Source organism: Anaerocolumna sp. MB42-C2, assembly GCF_030913705.1.
GTDB lineage: Bacteria > Bacillota > Clostridia > Lachnospirales > Lachnospiraceae > Anaerocolumna.
Window position 1 is genome coordinate 502344 of sequence record NZ_CP133190.1, and the last position, 12838, is coordinate 515181.

Below are 12838 nucleotides of genomic sequence, written 5' to 3' on the forward strand. Positions count from 1 at the left end.
TTTTATAATATAAATTAGATGCTAAATCAGAAACGATTTTTAACTTGAAACTAAATACATGAAAAAGGATTTTAAATCAAGTCTTAAATTCACTAAATTTAAAACGTAATATAAAATCCTTTATATAAATTTAATAATATATTTATATTAGCTCTAATGCCTGTTCTATATCTGAAATAATATCATCTACATATTCAATCCCAATGGACATACGAATTAAATCAGGCGCAACTCCGGCGCTTACCAGTTGTTCATCCGTTAATTGTCTGTGGGTAGTACTCGCAGGGTGAAGAACGCTTGTCCTCGCGTCGGCAACATGAACAACGATAGCTGCTAATTTTAAATGATCCATTAATTTAACGGCGGCTTCTCTTCCACCCTTAACTCCGAAAGATATAACGCCGCAGGTACCATTAGGCATATATTTCTGAGCCAGGTTATAATACTTGCTGCTTTTCAGCCCCGGATAGTTCACCCAGGCAATTTTATCATTTTCCTCCAGCCATTTGGCTACCGTTAAGGCATTACTGCAATGACGCTCCATTCTTAAATGTAAGGTTTCCAGACCAAGGTTTAATAAAAATGCGCTGTTAGGTGACGGGGAGGAACCAAGATCCCTCATTAACTGCACTCTGGCTTTAACAATGTAGGCACTTTTCCCGCAGGCTTTCGTATAAATCATTCCGTGGTAGGATTCATCCGGTGTTGACAACCCTGGAAATTTACCGTTATCCCAGTTAAAATTACCGCTGTCAACAATTACTCCGCCTAATACTACCGCATGTCCATCCATATATTTTGAAGTAGAATGTACTACAATATCCGCGCCAAATTCAAAAGGCCGGCAATTAATCGGCGTCGCAAACGTATTATCAATAATTAAAGGTATTCCGTTCTTATGTGCAACGGTTGCAAACTTTTCAATATCCGTTACGACTAAAGCCGGATTTGCAAGAGTTTCTGCAAAAATCAGCTTAGTATTTTCTCTAATTGCTTTCTGTAATTCTTCTTCGGTAGCTTCCGGATCTACAAAAGTTACTTCTACTCCAAGCTTTTTTAATGTAACAGCAAATAAATTCGTAGTACCTCCATAGATAGCAGCAGATGATATCATATGGTCGCCGGAACCGCAGATGTTTAATATGGCGATTAAACTGGCAGCCTGTCCGGAAGAAGTACACATGGCACCAACCCCTCCCTCTAATGCTGCTATTTTCTTCTCTACACAATCAACTGTAGGATTTGCTAATCTGGTATAGAAAAATCCCTCTTCTTCCAGATCAAATAGTTTTCCTACATGTTCACTGGAATCATATTTGTAAGTTGTGCTTTGATAAATCGGCAGTACTCTGGATTCGCCGTTCTTAGGTGTATAACCCTCCTGAATACATTTGGTATTAATGTGATAATTCTTCATTTTTTTGCCTTTCTTTCGTTCGTTATTTGTATGGAATGTATTGTTGCCCTGGTTAGAGGCAGTAACACTTCTGCCCGCAGATAGTTATGCAAAGGGATCTTTTATGGTAAGAATTTAAGTTTGTCAATGTTTTCTATGTTACCGACTAAAGATACACTGCACTTATCTTTCACTAGATATTTTCTGGTAAAATCCATAATTTCATCTTTCGTAACTTCGTTTACTTTGTCAATCGTTTCTTCCAATGGGATAATATAATTTTTAAGAAGAGTGGATTTGCCGTTACTGTTCATCCTGTTTTTAGCACTTTCATTACCCATGATCAGTTCAGTTTTAATCTGTTCTTTTGACATGGATAACTCATCTTCCGTTAAACCCTTCTCTTTTAAATCTTCAATAACATCAAAAGAATTTTTAAATACCTGTTCCAGCTGGTTAGGATTCATAGCTCCGTATATATGCAGTAAACCGGCTTTTTTATAGGAACTCCCATATGAGTATATAGTATAGGTAAGTCCTAGATTTTCCCGGATAACCTGAAATAACCTGGAATTAATACTGCCGCCTAATACGGAATTTAAAATGGTTAAAGCGTACTTTTCATCTGCATCTGCTACAACGGACTCAAAAGCTATATTTAGATGAAGCTGTTCCACATCTTTTTCCTTAGTGTAAATGGAGGGGTGATAGATTGGTACTGTACAGTCAGGTTGTCTTTGCCCCGCAGGAATACCGGAAAAGCTTGCTTCTAACAGATCCATTACTTCCTCTTCGTTGATATTTCCCGCTACTGATATAACTATATTCTCCGAAACATAATACTTATCTATAAAGTCTAGAATTTCCTGTCTTGTTATTGCTTTGACCGTTTTTTTACTGCCTGAAATCTGGTATCCTAAAGGATGCTTATCCCATATTTTCATTTGAAGCATTTCGTGAACCAAATCTTCCGGTGAATCATCATACATATCGATTTCTTCTATAATAACACCTTTTTCTTTCTCCAGTGCTTTTTCATCAATCAATGAATTATTTAACATATCACCAAGGATGTCGATCGCTATCGACAAATGTTCATCCAAAGTTACCGCATAAAAAGAGGTGCATTCCTTACTGGTGTAAGCATTGATATCTCCTCCGATTCTTGCCATATCATCGGCTATTTGTTTTGCCGTACGATTTTTAGTACCCTTAAAAAGCATGTGCTCAATTATATGTGAAATACCATTATTTTTTTCATTTTCATTGGATGATCCTACCTTGACCCATACACCAAAAGCAGCACTCCTTAAATAAGGCATTGTCTCTAAAACTACAGTTATTCCATTTGATAACTTTTTACGGTTAACCATGAATTACTTCCTTTCTATTTTTCATATAGCCTAAATTGTATCACTAACGATAAGAATATACAATATAAGATTAATTGTAACCGATATAATCTTTGATATTTAGGAAAACATAGCGCATTTTTATGAAATTGGATACAACCTGTTAATTTAAAAAAGACCGGAATTTTCGCAAATCCAATCTTTCTTATCCGATCAATACTGTATAGTATTACATTCATTAAATCCAGCAAATCTGTTAACTGCGCGCTTCAGATTTTCAGCTAATTTTTCCGTTGATTTAATCCCATCTTCCAACCATATATTTTTGACCTGAAGACATTTGTTTTTCCGGTCATTTATAAGCTCTATCCTTCCTATAAATGAGTCACCGTATAAAACAGGGAGTACATAATAACCGTACTTGCGCTCTGTCTGGGGCGTATAGATTTCCCATTTATAATCAAAGTTAAATATTACTTTTATCAGTCTTCTGTCCCATATCATGTTATCCAGGGGAGCGATAAATTCCATACGATTTTTTAGTACGGGATTACTCTGGATCTGTTCTAATATCCTTAAGTCTGATTTAAGACAATAAAACTTCTCTTTTATGTCTTCTACCGTAATTTCCAGAATTTTTTCTTCCCGGAGTAAATCATCAAATACCTGATTTCTTTCATTCGCTTTCATATTACGGATAACTAACCAGGCATCTGAGGGTTTATTCCATAACAGTCCAACAGCTGAAATCCTGCGTAAAACATTCCATTTCATGTATTCCAAATCTACCTGGTTTGGTTCTTCTGCTTTTAGTATCCCCTCAGGTATGTAATCCTCCGACAGAGCATAATATTTTATCGCTCCTTTTTTATGATGGATGATTAACTCACCACGAAAATACATTGTTTCCAATGCCACTCTTGACAGACTGGTACTGTTCCCCCAGTACCAGTCTATCTTCTGACCAAAGTCTATATCTTTGGAGCAGGCCGGTCCGTTTTCTCTTATAAAATCTTTAATCCGATCAGCTACCGCATCTACCGCAGCCTTATTTCTGCTGCTATTTCTATAATATTCCCTGATCCGTCCGAAATATTTCCAATCCTCAATCGCTATTATTGCAAGGTTTTTATCATAGTAATCAATTAATAACCGTTCTTTATACAGTAGTTCATAAAGCATCTGTTTTGAGAATCCTTTAATCCTTGACTGTAATACCAACTCGGCATTTTTACCGCAGATATCAATAGGATCAAATTGAATACAGCCTGCCTGTCCGATAAATTCTAATATACCTCGTTTACCGGAAAACATAAAACTTCCTATCAGACCCTGCTTAAGCAAAATAAATCTTCGTGCCTGTTTATTTGTTAGATATATTGGTTCCATATATTACTCCCTATAATCAATCATAATTACCTATTGATGCTTATTTTGCATATTTACTATTTAATCCATTATGTAATAAATCAATAACTGCTTCTTCATATTCTAAATTATCATAATCTTTGTTCCAACCATAAATAATACCAATTTTTTGATTTTCAACAACATATTCTGCTAGTTTTTCTATGCTCTCATTTTTGGCTACTTTTACAAAAGTGCGATTTCTAATATCGTGATTTTCACCGAACATATCTCTATCACAAGGTCCTTCTTCACATTCCCAACAACCATTTATCCCTTTTTTAACACAACAGTTAAATTGAAAGCAGCCTTCATCACTTAAATATTTCCCGCAACAGTTACTTTCGGATTTACATCCAGCACATTTATCCGCCTCATGGCATAATGTACAGACTAAACCGCAATACCCTATATTTTGAGCAATATGTGTTATATCCACTTAAAATCCCCCTTGCTTAATCGGTTCGCTACATGATACGATTACTTTTCATTTCTTTTTATCTTATGTATTAATCCCCATATGGAATAATGGAACCATTCTCTAATTTAGAATATCCGCAGTTTAAAAGTGCTGAAATTCTTTCTATCGCCGTAGGAATTGCTTTTGTAAATACTTTATTAACTTGAAATAAATCATAGAGATTTTTATTTACTGCTTTTATAAGTTCTGTTATAATCTCTTCTTTTTCATAAGAAGAGGAGATATCTAATCGTAATACTCCTAATTTCCCAAACCCCTCTGCCTTTTTTAACCAAGGGCAAAATTCTATGATTCCAATAACACGCTTATTGCTTTTATCAATAATACTAAACCTGACATATACTTTATCCAGATATTCACGTTCCCATACATTCATATATGCCAACATCTCATTAAGGGTCTGAAAGTAAAAATTAGTATGGCAATTATCTGCATTAAAAAACTTTACTGCTTCCTGGTCCGAATAACATTGTAAAAGATCTTCTGCATCTTCCGGTATTGTCTTTCTTAACTGGAAATTGACGGTTTCAAAAGACTGGCATTGTTCAAATGGATTCATTTTAGACATAATATATACCTTTCAATATGTATTGGAATAACAAAACCATGATACTTACCTGCTTTATTTTGTTATTCCTGAAAATATCTTATCATAGGATATACGACATCAGTATGTCAGAGTTATTGATGTGCAAATCGACGAATATAAATTGTTTGTATGGCATTTGACGCTCAAATCATATTATGTATATAAATCATATAACCCACGAGCAACGGTTTTCATCCGCTCTTTTAATATATCAGGCTCAAGAACTTCTATATCCTTTCCAAACCCCATTAATAAAGAAAACCACATTCTTTCCTGGGTTGGTTCCTGTAACTGAAGAATAAAAAAATTGTCATTCTCTTCCAATATAACACCTCTTAAATACTCCTGAACGGGTATTTTGACTTCATTTTTGCATTTTAATTTTATAGTTATATAACTCTGATTATCTTCCGCTTCTATTCGTTTTATTAATTGCTCAGCAGCTTCATGTTCTCTGGAAAATGGTATATTGGTTTCAACCAGTTCACGCATACGGATCAGTTTATACCACCTGTAATTTTTACTCATATGGCAGTAAGCAAGCAAATACCATGCATACCATTTATATTGCAAGGCAATTGGCTCTACTTCTTTCGCCGATGTCTGATTATTAGAATTCGTATAAGTAAATTGGATACAGTTTTTATCCGTTATGGATTTTTCTATACACTTTAGGTAATCATCCATATAATTGCCCTCATGACATACGGTTAAATCCATGAAAATATTCTGTTTTATTTCTTTATCCGATGTATTATGTAATATTTTTTCAAAAGTATCCCGTACTCCTTTCTGATTATAACCGGACTGAAACCCCTGTAATGCAGTGAGAATATAGGAATAATCTTCTTCATCCATAAGCTTGCTGTCTAATTTATAATTATCCAATATTTTATATCCCCCGCCGGTACCGTACAGGGACGTGATCGGAATACCGGATAAGCTGAGAGTTTCCATATCCCTTAAAATAGTACGTATGGATACTTCGAATTCTTCTGCCAGTACTCTGGCACTGACCACACCATGATTCAACAGATAAATGGTTATTCCTAGTAAACGGTCAATTTTCATAATACCCCCATTGCGTAACACATCTGCAGGCAAATGTATTACTGTCATATAATACACGAAACATGTTACACCAGATTTTAATTATCCGAACAAAGTTTCTGTTCATTATATTGTAATATTATATATTTAAAATATCAAGTATAATCGGCTGTAACAAACTTTGTTCATTTACCGGCACAATTAAAAAAGCCTTCCCGGAATACTCCGAGAAAGCTTACTTTTCTCAGGCGAATCATATGATATTATTATTCATTTTTTCTTTTTATCCTCAATTACTACATTAGCTTTATCTAAAAGATCATTTGCTTTTCCTACTACATCATCTTTCATATCATCTGCTTTTTCCCCAATGACAGCTTTCATACCTTGAACTTTACCCTGGAATTCCAGATCTTCATCATCCATCCATTTCCCTGCTTTTTCTTTCATTTTACCTATGGCTTTATCTTTGCCATTCTCCAATTTGTCCATCATATTACTTCCTCCTAAACTAATTAATTTATGTTAATAATTGTGTTATAGGAACAAAAGCGTGTTCCTATAATCGGAAGCACGGCAAAAAGCACCGGCTTATATCGGAAAATAAAAGCTATTTCCGATAAGTAATAATATTAGCAAATTGATGAAAGACTATGCAAAAGGGACCGATTGCTGCAATATATTAATAATTTTAGTTAATTAGTGTTTCTACTATGTCCTTATTCTCAAACAGGATACAGCCTCCTTTATGTTCACCCAATAAAATATTGTTGTTTCTTAACTTTTTAAAAAAAGGCGACTGTAATGCTTCTTTTAACGTTATTGATTTTAAATTTGTGTCCGAATAGGGCGAGAAAGGACAAGGCTCTACCCCACCCTGATAATTAATATGGAAAAAACCCCTTCCAGCCGCCAGGCATCCTCCTGATGACTTTTCATCTCCGGGAAATGAGATAAAAATCATATCGTCATAGATTTTTCTTAAGGCTAATAATTGTTTCTCCAGATACAATCTGTCATCTTCTGAGGGCGCTATATCTATGGTATCTGTTGTTACAGGAACATATTCTACATAAAATATTACCTTGCAGCCCAAATTATTAAGAGCGGATAAAAAACTTTTTTGGGTTACTTCTTCTAAATTCTTTTTACTAACTGTTATGGATGTTCCATAAAGAATTCCTTTATTTTTCATTTCATTCATACCCAACAATAATTTGGAATAAATACCAGCTCCTCTTCTTTCATCCGTCGTTAAAGAATCACCCTCTATACTAAATACTGGAATTAAATTTCGGTTATGATTTAATAACGTTATGTAATCTTCGTCTATTAAAGTACCATTTGTAAAAATGGGAAATATAATATTTTTATGTTTGGCTGCTGTCTGAATTACTTCTTTACGTAACATGGGTTCACCACCGGCAAGTAAAATAAATGAAATGCCGATTTCACCTGCCTCTTCAAAAATCAAATTCCATTCCTTATCTGTAAGCTGATTATCAGGATCTTTATCTGTACAGGATTTATTTGCTCTGGCATAACAGCCTTTACAGTGAAGATTACAGGAATTCGTAATACTTGCAATAAGAAATGGCGGAATATGTTCTCCTGCAGCCTCCTGTTTCTGTCTGATTTTTCTGGATTTTTTAACCTCCAGCATATAATTTGCTATAAATACACTTTCTTTTGGATTCTTTAATGAAGCTTTGATTGCACCTTTTACTATATTTTCCACACCATTACTTAAGTATTCTTCTAACTTAAATTCTATATTCATCCCTGTCTCCCAACTTAATATTTTTCATGCTGCTTTCTAGCTTTTAATTGCCTTAACCATATTTTAATGACTTTTGTTTTGATCTAATATTTTTATTTTACCACTATTATATTCACATTTCTATCTTTCGGTAAATCCTAATGAAGTTTTAACGTTTTGTTAATCTGTTTTATTACTCATTTATAAGCCTTGGCAGAAACAGAAAAAACCGGTCGAAAAGATGATATTGTACCTCATCTGCATCAACCGGTTAATATAAATATGATTACTGTCGTGTCTATTCAGTCTCCTATGTTCTAACTTTATGTATGTTAAACACTTAAAAACTTTATTTAAAATTATAGATTATAAAAAAATAATATTTATTCCAGTAACATCAGATGTTCTTTGGGCAGCCTAATATAATCAGGTAATTTCTCATTTAGTGTATTAACCCAGTAAGATTTACTGATTTTCCACCATAATTCATTGGAATTACTGTTAATAATTAAATTTTTTTCAAAAGGACTATCAGTTATACGAATACTATTGCATGGCAGTGAATTTTCCATTGTTTTATCCTCAGAAGGCCGGATATCATGAGCACGGATTCCTACATATCTTATATTTTCATTAACTTCTTCTTTCGTTTTTAATAACATTCCCCAGTCTAAGGCTTCTACTGTATAATCCGACTGTTTTTTTACTCTTGATATATTCTTACATCCCGTCATTCTTGCCGCTGACAGTTTAACGGGTTTATCAAAGAGTTCTTTCGTGTTACCGCTTAATATCAAATTACCTGTATCCATAATAGCAATGCTGTCACATAAACCATAAATCTCATCCCTGTTATGGGATACAATAATAGTATCTCCGTGATATACTTTTAAAACTTCTAACAGTTCCTGCCAAAGATTTTCCTTAAGATAAGAATCCAGCGCTGAAAAGGGTTCATCCAATAAGACTACATCCGGTTCATACGCCAGTATTCTCGCTAATGCAACTCTCTGCTGCTGGCCGCCGGATAACTGCATGGGGTATCTTTTTTCTAAACCTTTTAAATGGAGGAATTCTACCATTTGGTCAACTCTGGGTTTTTTATTTTTTCTAGAGCCTTTTAATCCGCATCCAATATTTTCTTCCACTGTCATATTGGGAAATAGAGCATAATTTTGAAATAAATAACCGACATTTCTTTCCTGAGGCGGCAAATCAATCTTCTTTTTTGAATCATATAATAACCTGCCATTTAAAATAATACTTCCTTCATCCGGCTTTTCTATTCCGGCTATGCATTTTAATGTCATACTTTTGCCGCATCCGGAAGCCCCCAGGAGTCCCCTTCTTTCTTTATCCATATTCGTTTTAACATTCAGTGAGAAATTTCCTAATTTTTTTTTGATATCCACGGATAAGCTCATTTAATTTCCTCCCCGGTTCCGAATTTTTTCTTCCTGTTTGGCAGATAATTCATAAAGAAAACAACAGTAAATGATATTAAAACAATCAGTATGACCCAGATAGCGGCCCGATCCATCCTGCTTCCCTGAACTGCCATATAAATTGCAACTGGAATCGTCTGGGTTACTTTAGGTATATTACCGGCAATCATAAGAGTCGCACCAAACTCTCCCAAGGCCCTTGCAAATGCCAGTATTCCCCCTGATATGATTCCCGGAAGTGCAAGGGGCATGGTAATCTTCCAGAATATTTTCCACTCAGATATTCCCAGTGTCCTGGCTGCAAATAATAAATTGATATCAATCTGCTCAAATGCCGCCTTTGCGGAACGGTACATCAGAGGAAATGCGATCACAACCGCCGCCACCACCGTAGCAGACCAATGAAAGACAACCTGTATGCCTATGAAAGATAAAAGTTTACCCCCAGGACCGTGCTTTCCTAGCAAAACAAGGAGGAAAAAACCTGCTACGGTAGGCGGTAAAACAAGGGGAAGAGTAAACAAACCATCCAGAAACCATAGCAACCTGCCTCTTATTTTCAGAACCTGTTTAGCTGTATAAATACCAAGAAAAAATGTAATTATGGTAGCTGTTATTGCAGTTTTTAATGATATCAATAAAGGTGACCAGTCCATTTTCTTTATTCCTTCCTTTTATTAGTTTAGCTATATAAGTATTTGCGAAACAAATTATTGCACCTGTATACCATATAATTTATACAATTTCAAACTATATCCAGCCTTATTTATAAGGCGTAAATCCATATTTTTCAAAAACACCCTGAGCTTCCTCCGTTGTCAGATACTCTACAAATGCTTTAGCAGTTTCGGCTGCTTTCGTATCTTTCACAACAGCAGCCGGATAAATCACCTTAGAAGTACTTCCCTCCGGAGCTTCTGCTACAACTGTTACCGCATCACTGGATTTGGCATCCGTAGCATATACAACTCCTGCATCTGCATTACCGGTACCGACCCAGGACAATACTTCCGTTACATCTTTACCATAGGTTGCCTGTTTTTTTACATCCTCTAAGTTATTCAAGGAAGTAAATACTTCTTCCGCATATTGTCCCACAGGAACACTTTCCGCATCCCCTAAGGCGATTGTAGGTGCTTTTAATATATCCTTAAAACTAGTAATTCCAAGTTTACTGTCTTTTGGAACAATTAGTACTACCTTATTTTCTAATAATTCTTTTTTGGTTCCATCTAAGATCAATCCTTCTTGTTCCAATGCCTCCATTTGTTTTAATGCCGCAGACATAAATACATCCACCGGTGCACCCTGCTCAATCTGTTCCTGTAAGGTACCGGAACTGCCAAATGTGTAGGTTACCGTAATACCCGGGTTTTCTTTCTGATAGATTTTACCGATCTCTTCCATAGAATTTTGTAAGCTGGCGGCAGCCGCTACAAGAATCTCAACCGGTTTTGTCTCATTTAATCCGCTATCCTTAGTAGAATCGGTAATTTCCCTTGCTGCTGTATTACTGTCCGTATTACTTTCTTCGTTACTGCTTTCTGCCGTATCCTTTACAACTTCAGCTGTAGAACTGTTTGCCGAACCACTGACTGCATCGGTATCCTTTGCAGTACATCCGACTGTTAACAATACTGTCAAACAAATAATTAGTAATAATAAATACTTTCCTTTTTTCATACAAAGGTACTCCTTCCATATTGCTAACTAAACACAACCTAATATATACGCTTAACTGAGAGGTGTGTATTTCCCACCCGGAGGGCTTTTTATGCAATAGGACGCAACTACCTATTGCATAAAAAAGTGCCTAAGACATATTGTCTTAGACACCTTTGTCTTACCACAGTACTTTGTTTAAATTCATAGGTACTAATGGCAATTTAATTATTAATTTTATGTTTTATTAAGTTCTATTATGTTTAGTTATGTTTTGACTTGTTTCGTTTGTTTTTATGTTCTGTATTTTACTCGTATAAAAAAAGAATGTCAAGTAAAAAATATTATTTAATCATAATTTTTAATTATCTTTAATCATATCATCCATTCACGCTAAATTGTATTTAAAAAGCCTGTATAAACCTATTACATGCAAATTAAGATTATATAATAGTATCTACAGGCTTTTCTGTATTTTTGTTTTATTTTTAATCTAATATCTTTCCGATATCCGTAATATCATACCCGGATAAACCCTCTAATTCTTCTTTAAATTCCCTGGAATTAATAATCTGAACTAACGTATGATACCAGCTATACCTGGTTGCTTCCATTTTTACAACCATATCATAACTTTCCATCTGGATAGGTATAAATTCTATTCCCTTTAACTCTTTACTGTTCCGCTCATTACCCATCGATACATCTACGCTTCCTCTGGCAACTGCTCCTGCACAAGCAAGATGGGATGTTACTTCTTTCTCATACCCCTTAATCTGTGACGTTTTAATCCCCATTTTTAATAAATACTGATCTAATAAAATCCTGGTTCCGCTGCCTTTCTCACGGTTTATCATAATAACATCCTCCCGGACCAGATCCTTAAAATCTTTAATCTGCTTCGGGTTTCCTGCTCTTACGTAAAATCCCAACATCCGGCTGACTAGATGGATTCTCCGGTATGGAATTCCGGGAAGCATTTTTTTAACATATTCTTTATTATACTCTCCTGTCTCACCATCCCATAAATGTGCAGTTGCTACATCCACCTTTCCCTGATATAACGAATACAACCCATTATAACTACCAAGATAGGACCGGAATATAGGAAGCTCCTCAAATTGCACCGAGAGATAATTACATAATATTTCCAGCAAAATATCCTGTCCGCAAATAATAACTCCGCGATTATTATAAGATTCCCTGGTTATTTCCTCCCGTCTCTCCAATCCCGGATTTACATGCATCTCTTCCATATTTTGAAACTCATTTGTTTTTTCACTTTCCATTGAATGCTGAATATAAATTTCCTTTTCCAACGACTCCGATTTAGCTGCATTCAAATATTCTTCCAGATCATCATTACGGATCCTTAATTGTTTTCCTATCTTTCTGCATTTTAAGTCACCACGTTTAATAAGCTCATATACTGTATTCTTTTTGATTTTTAATAAGTCAGCTACTTCCTGTGGAGTAAATAGTTTATCACTCAATGTAAGCTCCTTTTTGTAAGCAAATAGTATGATCAATTGGTATCTTATATAGAAACTTTTATTTCAGACTTTTTATAAATTATAGTTGCAGGTGAAAATTTTGTCAACTCCAGAAAAGCACAAAAAACGAGGCAGTTACACATAGCATTTTTACGGCTAATGAATAACTACCTCAATTGTATATTAGTAATCTTATATCTTGCC

12 protein-coding genes are annotated in these 12838 nt (G+C 35.0%); all 12 read right to left on the bottom strand.

Going from position 1 to position 12838, the window contains the following annotated elements:
* Positions 1-142: 142 nt before the first annotated feature.
* Complete coding sequence (locus tag RBU59_RS02240) at positions 143-1417, bottom strand: O-acetylhomoserine aminocarboxypropyltransferase/cysteine synthase family protein (protein WP_308146260.1); 1275 nt, start codon at positions 1415-1417, stop codon at positions 143-145.
* A 101-nt stretch (positions 1418-1518) separates the two neighbouring features.
* Complete coding sequence (locus RBU59_RS02245; protein WP_308146261.1) at positions 1519-2769, bottom strand: M16 family metallopeptidase; 1251 nt, start codon at positions 2767-2769, stop codon at positions 1519-1521.
* Positions 2770-2961: 192 nt separating this feature from the next.
* Complete coding sequence (locus RBU59_RS02250) at positions 2962-4137, bottom strand: winged helix-turn-helix domain-containing protein (protein WP_308146262.1); 1176 nt, start codon at positions 4135-4137, stop codon at positions 2962-2964.
* A gap of 40 nt (positions 4138-4177) precedes the next feature.
* A complete protein-coding gene (locus tag RBU59_RS02255) occupies positions 4178-4594 on the bottom strand; it encodes a DUF3795 domain-containing protein (protein WP_308146263.1) in 417 nt (138 codons plus the stop codon).
* A gap of 70 nt (positions 4595-4664) precedes the next feature.
* On the bottom strand, positions 4665-5204 hold the full coding sequence (locus RBU59_RS02260) for a GNAT family N-acetyltransferase (RefSeq protein WP_308146264.1): 540 nt from the start codon (positions 5202-5204) through the stop codon (positions 4665-4667).
* A gap of 174 nt (positions 5205-5378) precedes the next feature.
* A complete protein-coding gene (locus RBU59_RS02265) occupies positions 5379-6296 on the bottom strand; it encodes a helix-turn-helix transcriptional regulator (RefSeq protein WP_308146265.1) in 918 nt (305 codons plus the stop codon).
* A 249-nt stretch (positions 6297-6545) separates the two neighbouring features.
* Positions 6546-6770, bottom strand: a complete 225-nt coding sequence (locus RBU59_RS02270; RefSeq protein WP_308146266.1) for a CsbD family protein — start codon at positions 6768-6770, stop codon at positions 6546-6548.
* Positions 6771-6966: 196 nt separating this feature from the next.
* Positions 6967-8055 carry a radical SAM protein gene (locus RBU59_RS02275; RefSeq protein ID WP_308146267.1) on the bottom strand — a complete coding sequence of 363 codons (1089 nt, stop codon included), beginning with the start codon at positions 8053-8055 and terminating at the stop codon, positions 6967-6969.
* A 362-nt stretch (positions 8056-8417) separates the two neighbouring features.
* Positions 8418-9458, bottom strand: coding sequence for a sulfate/molybdate ABC transporter ATP-binding protein (locus RBU59_RS02280; RefSeq protein WP_308146268.1), 1041 nt, complete (start codon positions 9456-9458; stop codon positions 8418-8420).
* Complete coding sequence (gene modB, locus RBU59_RS02285) at positions 9455-10135, bottom strand: molybdate ABC transporter permease subunit (RefSeq protein WP_308146269.1); 681 nt, start codon at positions 10133-10135, stop codon at positions 9455-9457. The genes RBU59_RS02280 and modB overlap by 4 nt, the downstream gene beginning before the upstream one ends.
* 106 nt (positions 10136-10241) lie before the next feature.
* Positions 10242-11162 carry a molybdate ABC transporter substrate-binding protein gene (modA, locus tag RBU59_RS02290; protein WP_308146270.1) on the bottom strand — a complete coding sequence of 307 codons (921 nt, stop codon included), beginning with the start codon at positions 11160-11162 and terminating at the stop codon, positions 10242-10244.
* Between the two features lie 467 nt (positions 11163-11629).
* Positions 11630-12634: a helix-turn-helix transcriptional regulator gene (locus tag RBU59_RS02295; RefSeq protein ID WP_308146271.1), complete on the bottom strand. Its 1005-nt coding sequence runs from the start codon at positions 12632-12634 to the stop codon at positions 11630-11632.
* Between the last annotated feature and the right edge of the window lie 204 nt (positions 12635-12838).

Excerpts from the sequence above, each read along its gene's own strand:
- RBU59_RS02240 (WP_308146260.1), bottom strand. The coding sequence starts at position 1,417 with ATGAAGAATTATCACATTAATACCAAATGTATTCAGGAGGGTTATACA.
- RBU59_RS02245 (WP_308146261.1), bottom strand. The coding sequence starts at position 2,769 with ATGGTTAACCGTAAAAAGTTATCAAATGGAATAACTGTAGTTTTAGAG.
- RBU59_RS02250 (WP_308146262.1), bottom strand. The coding sequence starts at position 4,137 with ATGGAACCAATATATCTAACAAATAAACAGGCACGAAGATTTATTTTG.
- RBU59_RS02260 (WP_308146264.1), bottom strand. The coding sequence starts at position 5,204 with ATGTCTAAAATGAATCCATTTGAACAATGCCAGTCTTTTGAAACCGTC.
- RBU59_RS02265 (WP_308146265.1), bottom strand. The coding sequence starts at position 6,296 with ATGAAAATTGACCGTTTACTAGGAATAACCATTTATCTGTTGAATCAT.
- RBU59_RS02270 (WP_308146266.1), bottom strand. The coding sequence starts at position 6,770 with ATGATGGACAAATTGGAGAATGGCAAAGATAAAGCCATAGGTAAAATG.
- RBU59_RS02275 (WP_308146267.1), bottom strand. The coding sequence starts at position 8,055 with ATGAATATAGAATTTAAGTTAGAAGAATACTTAAGTAATGGTGTGGAA.
- RBU59_RS02280 (WP_308146268.1), bottom strand. The coding sequence starts at position 9,458 with ATGAGCTTATCCGTGGATATCAAAAAAAAATTAGGAAATTTCTCACTG.
- modB (WP_308146269.1), bottom strand. The coding sequence starts at position 10,135 with ATGGACTGGTCACCTTTATTGATATCATTAAAAACTGCAATAACAGCT.
- modA (WP_308146270.1), bottom strand. The coding sequence starts at position 11,162 with ATGAAAAAAGGAAAGTATTTATTATTACTAATTATTTGTTTGACAGTA.